Source organism: Streptomyces sp. NPDC058240, from assembly GCF_042882135.1.
In the GTDB taxonomy this organism is placed as follows: Bacteria; Actinomycetota; Actinomycetes; order Streptomycetales; family Streptomycetaceae; genus Streptomyces.
Genome location: NZ_JBHVWT010000001.1, coordinates 782,784 through 800,129 on the forward strand (window position 1 = coordinate 782,784; position 17,346 = coordinate 800,129).

12 protein-coding genes are annotated in these 17,346 nt (G+C 72.8%); 4 read left to right on the top strand and 8 right to left on the bottom strand.

The window, feature by feature from the left end:
- The first annotated feature begins 1 nt into the window (after position 1).
- The 4 genes from ACFVX4_RS03495 (at position 2) to ACFVX4_RS03510 (ending at position 6,630) form a co-directional block, all read left to right on the top strand.
- Positions 2-2,815, top strand: coding sequence for an FtsX-like permease family protein (locus tag ACFVX4_RS03495; protein WP_389971466.1), 2,814 nt, complete (start codon positions 2-4; stop codon positions 2,813-2,815).
- Positions 2,812-3,774 (top strand): ATP-binding cassette domain-containing protein, encoded by a 963-nt coding sequence (locus ACFVX4_RS03500; RefSeq protein ID WP_389971468.1) that lies wholly within the window; start codon positions 2,812-2,814, stop codon positions 3,772-3,774. Before ACFVX4_RS03495 ends, ACFVX4_RS03500 begins: the two co-directional genes overlap by 4 nt.
- Before the next feature lie 112 nt (positions 3,775-3,886).
- Positions 3,887-5,437 (top strand): alpha/beta hydrolase, encoded by a 1,551-nt coding sequence (locus tag ACFVX4_RS03505; RefSeq protein ID WP_389971470.1) that lies wholly within the window; start codon positions 3,887-3,889, stop codon positions 5,435-5,437.
- Positions 5,434-6,630 carry a serine hydrolase domain-containing protein gene (locus ACFVX4_RS03510; RefSeq protein WP_389971472.1) on the top strand — a complete coding sequence of 399 codons (1,197 nt, stop codon included), beginning with the start codon at positions 5,434-5,436 and terminating at the stop codon, positions 6,628-6,630. Before ACFVX4_RS03505 ends, ACFVX4_RS03510 begins: the two co-directional genes overlap by 4 nt.
- Positions 6,631-6,683: 53 nt before the next feature.
- Here ACFVX4_RS03510 and ACFVX4_RS03515 read toward each other — a convergent pair whose 3' ends face one another.
- From ACFVX4_RS03515 to ACFVX4_RS03550, 8 genes are all read right to left on the bottom strand, one after another.
- On the bottom strand, positions 6,684-7,373 hold the full coding sequence (locus ACFVX4_RS03515) for a hypothetical protein (RefSeq protein ID WP_389971474.1): 690 nt from the start codon (positions 7,371-7,373) through the stop codon (positions 6,684-6,686).
- A complete protein-coding gene (locus tag ACFVX4_RS03520; RefSeq protein ID WP_389971476.1) occupies positions 7,370-7,792 on the bottom strand; it encodes an acyl-CoA thioesterase in 423 nt (140 codons plus the stop codon). Before ACFVX4_RS03520 ends, ACFVX4_RS03515 begins: the two co-directional genes overlap by 4 nt.
- A 5-nt stretch (positions 7,793-7,797) precedes the next feature.
- Positions 7,798-9,462, bottom strand: a complete 1,665-nt coding sequence (gene ettA, locus ACFVX4_RS03525; protein WP_266690826.1) for an energy-dependent translational throttle protein EttA — start codon at positions 9,460-9,462, stop codon at positions 7,798-7,800.
- A gap of 217 nt (positions 9,463-9,679) precedes the next feature.
- The gene (locus tag ACFVX4_RS03530) at positions 9,680-10,867 is read right to left on the bottom strand and encodes a PQQ-binding-like beta-propeller repeat protein (RefSeq protein ID WP_389971479.1); all 1,188 of its coding nucleotides are present in this window, start codon (positions 10,865-10,867) and stop codon (positions 9,680-9,682) included.
- A gap of 260 nt (positions 10,868-11,127) precedes the next feature.
- Positions 11,128-12,576: a Cys-Gln thioester bond-forming surface protein gene (locus ACFVX4_RS03535; protein ID WP_389971481.1), complete on the bottom strand. Its 1,449-nt coding sequence runs from the start codon at positions 12,574-12,576 to the stop codon at positions 11,128-11,130.
- Positions 12,577-12,783: 207 nt separating this feature from the next.
- On the bottom strand, positions 12,784-13,341 hold the full coding sequence (locus ACFVX4_RS03540) for a single-stranded DNA-binding protein (RefSeq protein WP_389971483.1): 558 nt from the start codon (positions 13,339-13,341) through the stop codon (positions 12,784-12,786).
- A gap of 99 nt (positions 13,342-13,440) precedes the next feature.
- On the bottom strand, positions 13,441-15,360 hold the full coding sequence (locus ACFVX4_RS03545; RefSeq protein WP_389971485.1) for a YfjP family GTPase: 1,920 nt from the start codon (positions 15,358-15,360) through the stop codon (positions 13,441-13,443).
- On the bottom strand, positions 15,357-17,018 hold the full coding sequence (locus ACFVX4_RS03550) for a dynamin family protein (RefSeq protein ID WP_389972096.1): 1,662 nt from the start codon (positions 17,016-17,018) through the stop codon (positions 15,357-15,359). The genes ACFVX4_RS03545 and ACFVX4_RS03550 overlap by 4 nt, the downstream gene beginning before the upstream one ends.
- Between the last annotated feature and the right edge of the window lie 328 nt (positions 17,019-17,346).

A 17,346-nucleotide genomic window follows, 5' to 3' on the forward strand; every position in this document is an offset into this window, starting at 1 on the left:
CATGACTCCGCGTTCCGTTCGAGACGGCGGCGCCCCCGCCGGTGCGCCCTGGGTCCGTACCCGGCTGCGCACCGCTCCCGGCACGGCCTGGGCGCTGGGCCTGCTCGTACTGCTGACCTCGTGCCTCGCGGCCGCCTTCCCGCGCGCCGTCGAGCAGCACGCGAACGAGGGGCTGCGCCACGACATCGCCGCCGCGGACCCCCGGCACAGTGTGCTGGAGCTGAACAATCCGCAGCCCGAACTCCAGATCCCCCCGGACGAGCGTGAGGCGGCCGTGCGCGAGACGGCGCTGGCGTCCGTCCATCACAAGGTGCGGTCCGTGCTGCCCGCCGCGGTGCTGCCCGGCACCGCCGATTCCGCGTACGGCTTCCGCACCGGCAAGCCGATCGCCGCGCAGGACCGCTGGCTGCCGCGGCCGGACCTCGTCGACCCCCAACTGAGCTACTCCACCCTGTCGGACCTCCCGGGCCACGCCACCCTGCGTGCCGGGAAATGGCCCGCCGTCCGCGGCGAGGTCACCGAGAACACGGCCGAGGTGGAGGGCGCGGTCACCGAGGAGACGGCGAAGGTGCTGCGCGCGAAGCCCGGCGCGGCCATCACCGTAGCGACCCAGGACGGGAAGCGGCTGACCGTCCGGATCACCGGCATCGTCGCCCCGAAGCACCCCGGGACGGCCTACTGGTCGGCCCAGCCGCTGCTCCGGACCCCGGCACTGGTCCCCGAACCGAATCTGTACCCCCCGCGCAACTACTGGACCGCAGCCGTCCTGCTGCCGCCGGACGCCGCGCCCGCGCTGCTCGCCACGACGGGCGAGCCGGAGATGTTCTGGCGGTTCGCGCCGGACGCCTCCGGCCTCACCGCCTCCGACGTAACGGGACTGCGCTCGTCGATCGCCTCGCTGGAGGGCGGTCCCGGGCTGGTCAGGATGCGCGCGGTGGCCGGCGACAACGCCACCTTCACCACCGATCTGGACAAGATCCTCACCGGGTACGACACCCTGCGTACGGCGATCGGCCCGGTCGTCACGGTCGCCGCCGTGGGCATCGGGGCCGTCGCGGGCGTCGTGCTGCTGATGATCGCCGGGCTGATCGGCGGGCGGCGCCGCGCCGAACTGGCGCTGCTGCGTGCGCGCGGCGGATCGCTGCGCGGCATCGGCGGCCGGCTGTTCGCCGAGACGGTGGTGATCGCGGTGCCCGCGGCGGCACTGGGTCTGCTGACCGCCGTGGCGGTCTTCGACCGGGCCCGGCTGTGGCCCTCCGTCGTCGGGCCGGCCGCCGTCGCCGCGCTGGTCTGCCTGGCCCTGCCGCTGGGTTCGGTGCTGCCGCACCGCAGGCCGCGACTGCCCGGAGCCCGCGACGACCTGATGGACGCCCGCCCGTCCCGGCAGCGCACGGTCGCCGAACTCACCCTGCTGGTGCTGGCCGTCGGCGCGGTCGTCGGCCTGCGCCGACGCGGCACGGGCGGCGACGGCGGCAGCGACCTGCTGGTCAGCGCCGCCCCCGTACTCGTCGGGCTGATCGCCGCCCTGGTCCTGGTACGGCTCCTTCCGCTGCCGCTGCGTCTCGCCTCGCGCGCCGTCGCCCGGCGGCGCGGTGCGGTCGGCTTCCTGTCGCTGGCCCGCGCCGGGCGGGGATCGGCGGGCGGCGCGCTGCCGCTGCTGGCGCTGCTGCTCGCGCTGACCACGGCGGCGTTCGGCGGCTCGGTGCTCGCGGGCGTCGCGGACGCGCGGGACCGGGCGGCCCTGCACACGGTCGGCGCGGACGCCCGGATCAGCGGCGTGCTCGACGCCGTGCCGCTGCCGGAGCGGCTGATCCGTGAGGTCCGGGCGGCGGACGGCGTACGGGAGGTGGCGGCGGTCCAGGTCGTGTCCGGCGTGCCGCTGCCCGCCGACCAGGACGGGAACGGCCGCATGAAGAGCGCCACCGTGCTGGGGGTCGACCCGGCGGCGTACGCCCGGCTGGCCCGGTCGACGGGCCTCGGCCCGTTCCCCGCCGACCGGTTGAGGGCCGCGGGCGGCGCGGCGGCGAAGGGGGCCGCCCCGTCGAAGGACGCGGTGCTGCCCGTGATCGCGTCGCCGTCCGTCGCCGCGGAGCTCGGCGACCGGCCGCGCGAGCTGTCCACGCCGGCCGGGGACCTCACGGTGCGGGTGGCCGGCGTCGTCCCGCGCACCGCCGCCGTCCCCGACAGCGACTTCCTGATCGTCGACGCCGCGTCGCTGACCCGCAAGCAGACCACCACCCTGCTGGTCACCGGCGGTTCCCCGGACGCGAAGGCGCTGCGGGCGGCGGCACGGCACGCGGGCGAGGGCTTCTCCGTACGGCTGCGCTCGGAGGAGCGCGCGGCGTTCGTCGACACCCCCATGCAGCGGGGTGCCTGGGCGATCTACGCGGCGGCGATCGCGGCCGGCGCGGGCTACGCCCTGATCGCCGTGCTGCTGTCGCTGCTGCGGACCGCCCCGGAACGCACGGCCCTGCTGTCCCGGCTGCGGACCATGGGCCTCACCTCCCGGCAGGGCAGGCGGCTGCTCGGCCTCGAATCGCTGCCGCAGGCCCTGCTGGCGGCCTTCGGCGGGGTGCTCGTCGGCTGGGCGACGATCGCCCTGCTGGCGCCGGGCGTCGATCTGCTGGGCCTGGCGCTCTCCGCCGGGCCCGGCTCCACCGCACTCGACACCGCTCCGCTGCGGGCCGACCCGTGGTCGCTGACGCTCCCGGCGCTCGGCGTGGTCGTCCTCACCGCCGTGGTGGCCGCCGTCCAGGCCTGGTGGGCCGGCCGCCGCGGACCGATCACCGAACTCAGGTCAGGAGACCCCCGATGACGTCGCCCGACACCACGCTCGCCGAGCTCGAACAGCGCGCCGCGACGCGCCGCGACCGGCCCTCGTACGGGCACGACGCGCTGATCGCGTGCGACCGGCTGGTCCGCATCTTCTCGGCGGACGGGGTGGAGGTGCAGGCCCTCCAGGGCCTCGATCTCCTGGTCACCGAGGGCGAGTTGATGGCGCTGGTCGGCGCGTCGGGCAGCGGCAAGTCGACCCTGATGAACATCCTGGCGGGCCTCGATGTGCCGACGGCCGGTTCGGCGAAGGTGGCGGGCTGCGATCTGCTGTCGATGGGGCCGAAGGAACGGCTCCGCTACCGGCGGGACGTCGTCGGGTTCGTCTGGCAGCAGACCGCCCGCAATCTGCTCCCGTACCTCACCGCCATCCAGAACGTCACCCTGCCGATGCAGCTGCGCGGCCGGGGCCGGGCCCGGGGTGCCGAACGGGCCGCCCGCGCCGAAGAACTGCTCCGGATCCTGGAGGTCGCGGACTGCCGCGACCGGCGCCCGCAGCAGCTCTCCGGCGGCCAGCAGCAGCGGGTGGCGATCGCGGTCGCGCTGGCCAACAACCCGTCGGTGCTGCTCGCCGACGAACCGACCGGCGAGCTCGACTCGGCCACCGGCGAGCAGGTCTTCGCGGCGTTCCGCCGCGCCAACGGGGAGCTCGGCACCACGATCGTGATCGTCACGCACGACCAGGCGGTGGCCGACGAGGTCCGCCGCACGGTCGCCATCCGCGACGGCCGTACCTCCTCCGAGGTGCTGCGCCGCACCGAGGTCGACGCCGCGACGGGCCTGGAGTCCCAGGTGGCCCGGGAGTACGCGATGCTCGACCGGGCGGGCCGGCTGCAACTGCCCGCCGACTACACGGAGGCGCTCGGGATGGAGCACCGCGTGATGCTGGAGCTGGAACACGACCACATCGGGGTCTGGCCGGACGACCAGCCGCGCCCGTGAAGGGTGTTGGTGGTGCTGGCCCCAGGTCGCTTCGGCCGGGTGGCCCGATGTTCTCGCACCGCGTACGCCCCTAGCGTCGTGCGGGAGTCATCCGCCTGATCCGAGGAGCACGATGCGCGTCGCCCCACTGCTCACCGCCGGTCTCGGCCTGACCGGCTTACTCGCGGGCGGCGTGCCCGCGTCGGCCACCCCCGCCACCCCCGCCGCACCCGCCCACCAGCGGCTTGTCTGGGGCCCCTGCTCGCCGCAGCAGCAGGAGCTGAACGAGGCGGGCGCACAGTGCGCGAAGGTGACCGTTCCCCTCGACTACTCCGACCCCGGCGGCCCGACGATCGAGATCGCGATCTCCCGCATCGAGGCCGGCGCGAAGCACGGGAAGCGGCGGGGCGTCCTGCTGTCCGACCCGGGCGGTCCGGGCGGCACCGGACTCGCCAACACTCTTTACCTGCGACCCGCGTTGAAGGATGTGGCGGACCGCTACGACCTGATCGGCTTCGATCCCCGCTTCCTCGGCGAGTCCAGCCCCATCGCCTGCGCCCCCGCCGCCCCGACGCCCGCGCCCGGCCCGACCACGACCCGCCGCGAGGACTTCGAGCGGTCGGTACGGTCCGCCCACGACACCGCACGCCGCTGCGAGGAGCACGGGGACAACGCACGGCTCCTCCCGCACGCCACGTCCAGGAACGTCGCCCGCGACATGGATGCGATCCGCGCGGCGCTGGGCGAGCGCAGACTGTCGTACTACGGCGTCTCGTACGGTGCCGATCTGGGCGCGGTCTACACCCAGATGTTCCCCCACCGCGCCGACCGCATCGTCATCGACTCCTCGACCGACCCGACGGCCACCCAGTACGAACTCTTCCAGCGGGCGGGCAGGCCGCTCGAAGAGGCACTGGACGCCTGGGCCGGATGGACCGCACGGCACGACGGCACCTACCGGCTCGGCAGGACACCCGCCCAAGTGCGGTCGAATGTCCAGCAGTTGCTCGACGGGGCCGAGCAGCGCCCGGTCACCGTCTCCGGCATCCGGCTCGACGCGCCGTTGCTGCGGCTGGTGCTGAGGCAGCTCATCCAGCACGAGGAGCACGACCCGGCGCTCGCCGGTACGGTGCGCGACCTGACCGATGCCGCCGCGGGCAGGCCGGTCGAGCCCGGTCCGGAGCTCGCCGCCATGCTCGAACTGCTCGCGTCGCCCGAGCTGGCGGACAGCATGCTGGGCGGGGCCCTCTTCATGTGCGGCGACAACGGCTGGCCGGCCGGTGGCTGGCCCAAGAACCCGGAGACGTACTGGAAGAACATGGAGCGCAGCCGCGCCGCCCAGCCCGTCTTCGGCCCGATCGTCAACAGCATGATGGCCCCGTGCGCGTTCTGGACGAGCACATCCCGTGAACCCGCCACGGTGATCGGCAACGACGTACCCGTGCTGATGCTCCAGGCCCGGCGCGACAACAACGTCCCCTACGAAGGGGCACTGGCTCTGCACCACCGGCTGACCGGTTCGCGGCTGGTGACGGCGGACATCCGCTCGCACGGGGTGTACGGGCGCGGACTCGACGGCCTCACCCCCGTCCCCTGCGCCGACGAAGCCGTCAACGGCTATCTGCGCGACGGCACGCTGCCCGGCGCCGACCTGACCTGCCCCCGCACCGGGGAGGACCGGTGATCAGCAGACGTACGGGCCTGGCGGCCACGGCGGCCGCCCTGCTCACCGGAGCGTCCGGACCCGCGGCGACGGCCGCCGCACCCCACCGCTCCCCCGGCCTCCGCGGCCGTCTCCAGACCGATGTGGACGCGATCTGGGCCACCGGCGCCACCGGCGTACTGGCCGAGGTGCAGAACGCCCACGGCCGGACGACGGCCCGCGCCGGATCCGCCGACCTGCGGGCCCCGCACCACCCGGTGCCCTGGGACGCCTACTACCGGCTCGGCAGCGACACCAAGACCTTCACGGCCACGCTCGCCCTCCAACTGGCCGGCGAGGGGCGGCTCGCGCTCACGGACACCGTCGAGCGGTGGCTGCCCGGCGCCGTGCGGGGCAACGGCAACGACGGCCGCAGGATCACGGTCGCCGATCTGCTGCGCCAGACCAGCGGGCTGAACGACTATCTCGCCGTCTCACCGGACTCGGCCGATGCGTTCACCCCGGACGGCTACCGCCGGTCGCGGTTCCGCACCACGGCCCCCGAGGACCAGCTGAAGGCGGCTCTGAGCCGGCCGCCCCTGTGGGTACCGGACGCCGAACACCCCGACCGGGAACGGCGCTGGGGCTACTCCAACACCAACTACGTGGTGGCGGGCCTGATCATCGAGCAGGTGACCGGCAACTCCTGGGCGCAGGAGATCCACGACCGGATCATCGAACCCCTGGGCCTGCGCCACACGTTCACACCGGGAACCTCGCCGTACGTCCCCCGCCCCACGGCCACCTCGTACACCTGGTTCCCCGGCTGCGCCCGGCCGACCGACACGACGCTGGCGTCCGGCGGCGGGGCGGACGGCTCCGTCATCAGCACCACCCACGACCACGGTGTCTTCCTGCGCGCCCTGATGAGCGGCCGGCTGCTGCGCCCGGCCCAGCTGGCCGCGATGAAGGAGACGGTCGTGGCCCAGGACTGGAGTGCGGCGCCGGGCGTCCGTTACGGACTGGGCATCGCCTGGCGCCCGGTGGCCGGGAGCCGCGGCGGGATCTGGTTCCACGGCGGAACCCATCTGGGGATCGTCTCCGAGAGCGGGGTGACGCCGGACGGTGCGCGGGCCGCGACCAGCGCCACGTTCACCCTGCGGATGGGCGACCCGGCACAGGACGCCCAGGACCTGGCCGCGCTCCGGCTGGTGAACAGGGCCCTGACCGGTTAGGTCCTGCCAGTCAGTCAGTCCGTCCGGACAAGTCCTGTCGTCGGGCCGGTCGCTCAGCCCGCGCCCACCGTCACCGCGAGCGTGCCGAGCCCGCTGTCCGGGCCGCGCAGGGCGATGGAGCCGAACGGGGTGCGCAGCCGCAGCCAGGCTCCTGCCGCGAGCAGGGCGACCGGGAAGTCCGGCGCCGGGCGGAGGAAGCCGAGGGACTGGGCGGCGTGCACGGCCCGCAGCGGAAGTTCGGTGCCGGCGACCGTGCGCGACCAGATCTCACGGCCGATCAGGTCCCGCTCGGCCCGGGTGCGGCGGCCCTCGGGCAGGGCCTCGTCGCGGGAGCGGAACTCCGCCACCGCGGCGGTGACCGCTGTGCGCAGGGAGACCGGGTCGGGCAGGCCCGGCAGTTCGTGCCAGCCCCCGCGGGGCGGGAGGACACCCGTCCACGGCGGCCCGGTGACGGGTGCGGGCAGGGTGCCCGAACCGGCTGCCGTGCCCTCGACGTCGAGGGATTCGAGGAGTTCACCGGCGGACACGGTGATGTCGAAGTCGTCCGGCACGGCCAGCCGCGCCGCCCGGATCGCCAGGACCTCGAACGACGGCGGCCTGCCGAACACGGCCAGCGCACCGCCGCCCGCCTGCATCCGCACCGCGGCGGCCCGGTCGTAATGGAGCAGCCGGCCGAGGAAGGCCGCGAGATCCGCGGCCTCCCTCGGGTCGGCGAACTCCAGCGACCGTACGGGAACCGTCATGCTGCGGCCGGCTCCTCGGCCAGGTACTGCTGGAGGTAGAGCTTCTCCTCGGCGGAGATCCGCCGGGGCCGCTCCTCGGCCAGGTTGTACGGCACGACGACGGTCGAGGCCCGTACGTAGACCTGGTCCGGGTCCTTGACCTCGTACGCGATCGTCAGCGACGCCGCGCCGATCTTCGTGACCCACGACTCGACGGTCACCGGCTCGTGCCGGTGGACCAGCGGCCGTACGTAGTCGATCTCGTGCCGGGCCACGACGGAGCCGCCCGAGAAGGACGGCGAACCGTCCCCCGGCGCCAGCCGGAACATGAAGTCGATGCGCGCCTCCTCCAGGTAGCGGAGGAAGACCACGTTGTTCACATGGCCGAAGGCGTCCATGTCCGACCAGCGCAGCGGGCAGTTGTAGATGTGACGAGCCAAGACGATCAGCCTCGCGTGAGCTTCTTGTACGTGGCACGGTGCGGGCGGGCCGCGTCCGCGCCGAGGCGCTCGACCTTGTTCTTCTCGTACGACTCGAAGTTGCCCTCGAACCAGTACCACTTGGAGTCGCCCTCGTACGCCAGGATGTGCGTGGCGACGCGGTCCAGGAACCAGCGGTCGTGGGAGATGACCACTGCGGCGCCCGGGAACTCCAGGAGGGCGTTCTCCAGCGAGGACAGGGTCTCGACGTCGAGGTCGTTGGTGGGCTCGTCGAGGAGCAGCAGGTTGCCGCCCTCCTTGAGCGTCAGCGCCAGGTTGAGGCGGTTGCGCTCACCACCGGAGAGGACGCCGGCCGGCTTCTGCTGGTCCGGGCCCTTGAAGCCGAACGCGGAGACGTAGGCCCGCGAGGGCATCTCGACCTGGCCGACGTTGATGTAGTCCAGCTCGTCCGAGACGACGGCCCAGAGGGTCTTCTTCGGGTCGATGTTGGCGCGGGACTGGTCGACGTAGGAGATCTTGACCGTGTCGCCGACCTTGATCGAGCCGGTGTCCGGGGTCTCCAGGCCCTGGATCATCTTGAACAGCGTGGTCTTGCCGGCGCCGTTCGGACCGATGATGCCGACGATGCCGTTGCGCGGCAGCGTGAACGAGAGGTCGTCGATGAGGACCTTGTCGCCGAAGGCCTTCGAGAGGTTCTCGACCTCGACGACGATGGAACCGAGCCGCGGGCCCGGCGGGATCTGGATCTCCTCGAAGTCCAGCTTCCGCATCTTGTCCGCCTCGGCCGCCATCTCCTCGTAACGGGCGAGACGAGCCTTGGACTTGGTCTGCCGGCCCTTGGCGTTGGAGCGGACCCACTCCAGCTCGTCCTTGAGCCGCTTGGCGCGCTTCTCGTCCTTGCGGCCCTCGACCTTGAGGCGGGCCTGCTTCTTCTCCAGGTACGTGGAGTAGTTGCCCTCGTAGGCGATGGCGCGGCCGCGGTCGAGTTCGAGGATCCACTCGGCGACGTTGTTCAGGAAGTACCGGTCGTGCGTGACGGCGATGACGCAGCCCGCGTACTTCGAGAGGTGCTGCTCCAGCCAGTTGACCGACTCGGCGTCGAGGTGGTTGGTGGGCTCGTCGAGGAGCAGCAGGTCGGGGGCCTCGATCAGCAGCTTGCAGAGCGCGACGCGGCGCTTCTCGCCACCGGAGAGGTTGACGACGGGCCAGTCGCCGGGCGGGCAGCCCAGCGCGTCCATGGCCTGCTCCAGCTGGGCGTCCAGGTCCCACGCGTTGGCGTGGTCCAGGTCCTCCTGGAGCTTGCCCATCTCGTCCATGAGCGCGTCGGAGTAGTCGGTCGCCATGAGCTCGGCGACCTCGTTGAAGCGCTTGAGCTTGCCCATGACCTCGGCGGCGCCGTCCTGGACGTTCTCCAGGACCGTCTTGGTCTCGTCGAGGTGCGGCTCCTGCATGAGGATGCCGACGCTGAAACCGGGCGACAGGAACGCGTCACCGTTGGAGGGCTGCTCCAGGCCCGCCATGATCTTCAGCACCGTGGACTTACCGGCACCGTTGGGACCCACCACACCGATCTTCGCCCCGGGCAGGAAGCTCAGCGTGACGTCGTCAAGGATCACCTTGTCGCCGTGCGCCTTGCGCGTCTTGCGCATCGTGTAGATGTACTCAGCCAAGAGAAACCGTCCGGCAATCGATGTGTGGGCAGATACACCCCATCTTGCCTGACGTCCATCCCGGGATGGAAACCCGTATCACCCGGAACCCGTGACCTGCCCCTTCGCCGTCCCCGCCCGTAGCCGATCAGTCACCGGTCGTCGTCACTGATCACTGACGGGCCACCGGCGGCCGGGCCGGGGTGTGGTCGCCGGGGCCGGCGACCACACCCGTTCCTCACTGCGCGTAGGCGACCAGCAGGTGGGTGGCCGGAACCACCACGAGTCCGCCGCCCGCGCCGAGGCCGGTCAGGGGCTCGGACACGTTCTGCTCGTCGGGCTCGTTGATCGGCGCGCCGACGTCGGTGGACCAGACGGACTGACCGGTGGCTCCGTTGAGCGCCCACAGCCGGCCCGTCCGGGAGCCGACGTAGACGTAGCCGTTGACGACGATCGGAGCCGTGCTGATCTGGCTGTCGCCCTCGAACTTCCAGCGGGTGGCCAGGGTGCGGCTGTGTCGTTCCTGGAGGACACCGTCATCGACGAAGTAGCCCTGGCGGCCGTCGAAGGCCGGGGCGGGCGACCGGCCGGAGGCCTCGTAGGTGCCGCGGACCTGCCCGTCGGTGGCGTTGAGGACCGAGGGGGTCATCCCGGCGGCGTCGCGGACCCAGACTCCGCCGTCGGCGAGAACAGGGGTGCGGCCCCCGCCGCCGGAGCAGTCCGTCCGGTGGTGCCAGATCGGGTTGCCCGACTTGGGGTCGAAGGCGTACGTCTGCTCGCAGGCGTAGGAGACGTAGACCCCGTTGGCCGTGACGGCGGGCGAGCTGTTGTCCCCGTTCGCGACGGGCTGGGTCCAGAGCACGGCGCCGTCGGCCGCGTCCACCGCGTACAGGGTGCCGCCCGAGCCGGCGCCGCCCGTGTACACCACACCGCCGGCGAAGGTGGGCGGCGAGGTGAAGGAGTACTGCGGGACCAGCGTGGCGGTCCAGATCTTCGCTCCGGTGGCCGGGTTGAACGCGGTCAGTACGCCGTCGTAGTTCTGGGCGTAGAGCCGACCGCCCCCGTAGGCGAGCGCGGACCACGAGTAGGTGCCACCGAGGTCGACGGGCGCCCAGGCGTTCTCGCCCGTGGCCGCGTCGATGGCGTGGAGGACGGTGCCGTGCCCGTCCGGCGAGGCGGCGGTGGCGAATACGCGCCCGCCGGCCACGATGGGGTAGGAGACGTTCCCGCCCAGGTCGCGGGACCACTTCTGGCTGAGCGGCGGCGCTCCCACGGCGGTATCGACGAGGCTGCCGTCGTGCCGTGCGTTGATCTGGTAGGTGGTCGTGGCGCCGGTCTGCACCGGTTGCGCACCGACCGGTGCCACGAGCACGACGACCGACAGTGCCGCGCTGAACACGACGGCGATGGTTCTTCGAAGATTCACTCGGACATCCCCCATCATCCGGCATCGCCGTGGCGATGCGCACAGGGCGGACCGGCCCCCCGGATCCGGTGGCCCGCTTCGGGCCCAATGGTCCCCTGCGGATGCCTCAACCGCCTGTCATTTTCCGGCAGTTGAACCCCACCTCCCGGCATGCGACGGCCCCGGCACGCGTCTGCGTGCCGGGGCCGTCATCGGGTGGACGTGACCGTCCGCCCGTCGTTCGTCACTCCGCCGTCAATCTGCGGAGGGGTGGTACGGGGTCACTGCGCGGAGGGCTGGGCCTTGCGCTTGCGGAGGAGGAAGACCGCGCCGCCGCCGACGACGACGAGAGCGATGGCAACGCCCGCGATGACCGGGGTGGCGCTGGAGCCACCGGTCTCGGCGAGGTCGCCCGAGCCACCGGTCGAGGAGCTGCCGCCGGACGTGGCCGGGGTCTTGTCCCCGCCGGTCTGGGTCTCGGTGCCGCCCGTGGCGCTGCCACTGGTCTTGCAGTCCAGGACACCCTTGAACGTCTTCGTGAAGCCACCGGGGCCGGTGACCGTGAAGTCGTACGCCTGGTCCTCGGCGACCGGGACGGTGATCGTCTCGGACTTGCCCGCCTCGATGGTGTGCTTCACACCGGCCAGCTCGAAGGTGAAGGCCTCGTCGCCCTCGTTGGCGGCGGTGACGTCCACGCCGCCCTTGGCGCAGTTCTTCTTCGCCGAGACGGCCGGGATCGCGCCCTTCTTGGCCCAGGTCCCGGTGGCGGTCGCGGAGACCGTGGTCTCGCTGGAGCCGGCCAGGATCATGGTCTGGCTCTTGGTCACACCGGCGAAGGCCCGGCCGACCGGCACCGAGGTGGTGGCCTGGACCGTCAGCGAGGCGGTGCCGTCGGCGGCGCCGTCCGGCACGTCGAAGTAGAGCTCGGCTCCGTTGGCCGCGGCGGTGACGGGCTTGCCGGCCTTGTCGGTGACCTTGACACCGCTGGCGGCGTCGGCGGGCGGGGTCACGGAGACCTGGCCGGCGTTGGTACGGACGGTGACCGGGCCGAGCCGCTCACCGGACTTGCCGGAGACCGCGGCCGGGTCCAGGGCGAGGGACGCCTTGGGCTCGGCCTGGTCGACGGCGCTGTGCTCCAGCCAGTCGGCGAGCTTCTCGGCCTGGGCGTCGGAGGCCTCGACGTCGACATTGTCCGAGTAGCGCCAGATGGCGACCTGGGTGCCCGCCGCCGCGGTCTTCTCGGTGAGCGGCCCGGTGCCGGCCTCCTTGGCGAGCGCCGCGAGGTCGTCGACCTGCGGGTAGGAGTGCTCCAGGATCCAGCGGATCTTGCCGGCGTTCTTGTTGCTGCCGAGCGAGGTCTGGTTCCAGGGGGTCTCCAGGTACTTCGCCTGGTCCTGGGTGGGGTTGTGGATGTCGATGCAGTACGTCTTGAGCTGGCCGCCGCCGTCGACGGTCATCTCGAAGAGGCCGGCGGGCAGCTCCTGGTTCCTGCCGTCCGCGTGGAGTACGGCGCGGTCGAAGGTCTTCAACCCGTCCAGCACCGCGGCCGCGCCGCCCTGGTGCTGCGGCGTCTCGTCGGCGACCGCGCTGCCCGCGCCGACGAGGGCGCCTGCCATGACCAGACCGGATGCCACCACTGATGCGGCCAGCCGGGCTATGCCGCGCCGCCGTGGAGAATTGGCCGTCGCCCCCAAGGACGACGAAGCGGTCGCTGAAGAAGCAGAAAACACAGAATTCCCCTCCGGGCGGGACCCTTCGCGCCTGATGCGCGTGTGGGGACTGCCCCGCCAGTCGACTCAAGTGCCCCGTGAGTACTGGGGAATCCTAAGGACGAAGCGATGAACAGTCCCCCGTCATACCGTCGTACAACCATTCCGAATCGGAATCGTTATCGCCGGTATCACTCGCGTTCGTCTCCCCGGCTCGTTCTCGACCCGTCACGGCACCGACGCGAGCTCCTGCGCGGCCTTCTGACGCCCCGTCGACCGCCTGCTCCTGGAACGGTCCGGCTCCCGGGACTCACCGGGGCCGTCCGGCCCGGCGAACCCCTCCGTCCCGGTACCCCCTTCCGGTCCGCCCGCCCCGGGTCCGCCCGCCCTGTCCACGCTCCCCACCCGTGCCGTCAGCGCGGGTTCCCCCCTCATCACCCGCCGGAACGCGGCAGTCCCCCGCGTCAGATCGTGGCCCACCGCGACCGCCTCGATGTCCACGAACGTCCGGCGCTGCCCCTCCCGTTCCTCCTCGCGCACCTTCAGCCTGCCGTGGACCACCAGTGGTTCCCCGACGGAAACGGAACCGGACAGGTTCAAGGCCAGAGTCCGCCAGGCCCATACGGTGTAGAAGCTGGTGTGCCCGTCCGTCCAGAGCTGTTTCTCGCGGTCCCAGCGGCGCGGCGTCACCGCGAACCGGAATCGCGCCATTCCGCCGGTCGCGGTCTCCCGGAACTCCACGCCCGTCGCCGCGTTGCCCACCAGTGTCACCAAGGTGTCGTTCATGACTCCGCCTCCCCTTCGGCCTTCGGATCAGCGATCGCGTCCACGCGGTCGCTGATCCCAGGTTGAAGGGGAGGCGGAAATCCTGCTGGGGCCTGTGGACTACCCGCCGGTTGTGGAAATCTCCGTCACCGCCGCGTACCTCTCCCGCACCTCGCGGTACCGCACGAGTTCGGCGGCCACCGGATCGAGCACCCGGGCCCGGCCGCAGGCCGCCGCCGCCTCGCGCAACTGCCGCTCGGCCTCCTGCCCGTACCGCCGCGCCGGCCCACGTGCCGCGGCCGCGCACGACCACTCCACCAGGGGACCGCCGACGACCCCGGCCAGCATCACCAGGGCGGGCGTGAGGAATCCCGGTTCGAGTACGCCGACGATCTGGCCGACCAGCCAGAGACCGCCGAAGATCTGCAGCAAGGTCATCGACGCCTGCGCCAGCACCGCGGCGGGCCACCACTTCGGCCGCGGCGGCCTCCCGCCCACACGGCCGCTGTGCGCCACGCCGGAGGCCCCGGCCACGCCCGTCGCCACCACCGCCGAACCGGCCGGGGCGTGCTCGGCGCCGGCCCTTTCCGCCAGCGCGTCGAGCGCCTCCGGCAGCCCGTCCGCACCGTGCACCGCGGCCTCGCGGACCGCCTGCGCCCAGGGGCCCGGCAGCCCGTCGGCTGCCTCGTCCGCCACCGTCCTTACCGCCTGCTCGACGCACTGCCGGGCGGTGAGCTGCTCCTCGGGGGGCTCGGGCTGCGCCGGGCGCTCCAGGCTTCCGGGCCGCCGGGTGGACTCGTACCAGCGCCACAGCCGCAGCCACGGCGTACCGCACGCCCGTCCGGCGTTCCTGCGCCACTCGCGCTCGGCCGCCTGGCCCGCCGCGGCCGCCCCGACGGCTTCCGCCAGCCGGTCGGCGAACTCCTCGCGGGCCCCTTCCCCGAGACCGGGGCGCCCCTCGGCCACGTACACCGGGCGGAGCCTGGCCGCGGCGGCGTCCACGTCCGCGGAGAGCCGGCGCGCCGCCGCGGTGCGCTCCTGGACGAACCGGCCGAGCACCTCGCGCAGTTCGCCGACGCCGTCGCCGGTGAGCGCGGACAGGGACATGACGGTGGCGCCCGGTTCGCCGTGTTCGCCGAGCGCCATGCCGTCCTCGTCGAGCAGCCGGCGCAGATCGTCGAGGACCTGGTCGGCTGCGTCGCCCGGCAGCCGGTCGATCTGGTTGAGGACGACGAAGGTGATCTCGGCGTGCCCGGCGAGCGGCCGCAGATAGCGCTCGTGCAGGGCCGCGTCCGCGTACTTCTCCGGGTCGACCACCCAGATCACCGCGTCGACCAGCGCGAGCACCCGGTCGACCTGCTCCCGGTGTTCGGTCGCCGCCGAGTCGTGGTCGGGCAGGTCGACGAGGACGAGGCCCTGGAGCGCCTCGTCGGTGTCCGCCCCGCCCTGCTGCGGCCTGCGCCTGAGCCGTCCGGGAATGGCGAGCCGGTCGAGCAGTCCGGCGGCCCCGTCGGTCCAGGAGCAGGCGATGGGGGCGGCGGTGGTCGGCCTGCGCAGCCCGGCGTCGGAGATCTGGGCGCCCGCGAGGGTGTTGAAGAGCGTCGACTTGCCGCTGCCGGTGGCCCCGGCGATGGCGACGACGGTGTGCCGGGAGGAGAGCCGCTGCCGGGCCGCCGCTTCGTCGAGCACACGTCCCGCTTCGGCGAGGGTGTCGCCGTCGAGCCGGGCCCTGGACAGCCCGACGAGTTCACGCAGCGCGTCGAGCCGCGGCCGGAGCGGGCCACCGGAAGGCACGTAGGCCTCGACCTGGGGCGGCCGTGCGTCGTCGTCCAGGGCGGTCCCGGGCTCCGGGTCCGCCGCCTTGGCCGCCGCCCGCCGGGCGATGAGCCCGTCGTTCCAGTCCCGTCCCGCCTCCGGGATCCGGCCCGCCACGGGGACCCGGCCCGCCTCCGGGGTCCGGCCCCGCCCGTCCGTGTCCCGGTCCTCGTGGGATGCGGGACTCCCGATCCGGCCGGTTCCCTCGTCAGTGACGGCAGTCATCGCTGCCACCTCTCCTTCTGCAGTACGGACAGCGCGGCGATCAGTTCGGCCTGCGGCTCCGGAGCCACGTCGAGCGCGTCGAGCGGTGCGAGCCGCCGGTCGCGCTCGCCGTTCAGCACCCGGTCGAGACAGTCGGTGAGCAGCACCCCGCCCTTGTCGCGCAGCCGCAGCGCGCCCTGGGCGCCGATCCGTTCGGCGAGCTGCTCCCCGGCGCCCCGGGTGCGGCGGCCGCCGAGCAGTGCGGCGGCCAGCAGCGCCGCCACGGTCTCGGCGTCGGGCGCGGCATTGCGTTCCGGACGGCGCACCTCTTCCTCGGCCAGCTCCTCCAGGACCCGCCACCAACGCCGTACGGCCATGGTGATCCGGCCCCGGATGTCCTCGGCGGGTCCCCATCCCCCGGCCTCCCGGCCGACGTCCTCGAAGCCGAACTCCCCGGCCGCGGGCTCGCGTTGCCAGGTCGTACGGATCTGTTCGTCGGCGGCGGCCACGGCGCACTGCAGGAGTGCGGAAAGGCTTTCGACCAGCGCTTCGAGGAGTTCCCCGGAGGTGCTGTACAGCGGGTATCCGCGCCATCTGGTCCGGGCGTCCCCGGCTAGCACGCCGCCGCTGCGCAGCCTGCGCCGGACCCGGGCGCCTTCCGCGCGGTACGCGTCCTCGACCACGCCGGTCAGCCGCACGGCCGCCGCGTACTGCGCCGCGACCGCCCCGGCCAGCTCGGGCATCCGCACGTCCAGCGAGTCGATGACCCCGGCCGCCGTACGCCCGACCGCCTGCTGACGGGCCGCCGGGTCCTGGGCGCGGTGGCTGAGCCAGGCCCGCAGCGGGGCGACGGCGGTCGTGGGCAGCAGCCCGCTGCCGCCACCGGCCGATTCGGGCAGCTCGGGAATGGTGAAGCGCGGCACCTCGCCGAGGCCCGCCCGGGTGAGCAGCGCCCCGTACTGCCGCGACACCTCGGCGATCACCTGGTGCGGCACCCGGTCGAGGACGGTGACGAGCGAGGCGTCGTACTGCTTGGCGGTACGCAGCAGATGCCAGGGCACCGCGTCCGCGTACCGGGAGGCCGTGGTCACCATCACCCACACATCCGCGGCGCAGATCAGCTCGGCGGCCAGCATCCGGTTCCGCACCACGAGCGAGTCGATGTCGGGCGCGTCGAGCAGCGCGAGCCCGCGCGGCAGTCCGGGCGAGGTCTCGACCCGCAACGCGGTTCCGTCCTTCTCCTCGCTCCCGTCCAGTCCGTCGGGCCCGTCGAGGTCGTCGCACCGGCCCGGCTCCCCGGACTCCTCCGGCGGCAGCCAGACCCGGGTCAGCTGCGGCAGTACGCGCACTCCCGCGAACCAGTGGTGATCATCCGGATGGCAGACGAGCACGGGTGTCCGGGTGGTCGGCCGCAGCACCCCGGCCTCGCTGACCGGTCGTCCCACCAGCGAGTTGACCAGCGTCGACTTCCCCGCCCCGGTCGACCCGCCGATGACCGCGAGCAGGGGCGCTTCAGGATCCCTGAGCCGGGGAAGCAGATAGTCGTCGAGCTGGGCGAGCAGCTCGCTCCGGGTCTGCCGGGCGCGCGCGGCCCCCGGCAGCGGGAGTGGAAGACGCACGGCAGCGACACGGTCGCGCAGGGCGGAAAGTGCGTCGATGAGCTGAGGCCGTACGTCCAAGGTCACCACATGCGAAGAATGCCCAATTTTGGCGCCTTTTTGAAGCGTATAGCCACCTCTGCGCGCCGGTTCTCTCCCAGAAACCAAGTCGGGACAGACGGGACGAGTGGGGCGCAGGCATAACGAGTGCACAACACCCGGGGCGCGAGGCGCGAAAAGCGCTGCACGAATCCCACCTACCTGCGATTATCGGTTCGCTTCACCGAACCTCCACATCGTGCCACGCAGGTGAAGCAACCAGGACGAGGCGATCGGAGCCCTATCCTTGTCCCGGCAGGTCACCGACCGGCCCGGCCCCAGGGCTTCAGGCCGCCGAGGCCACCACCCG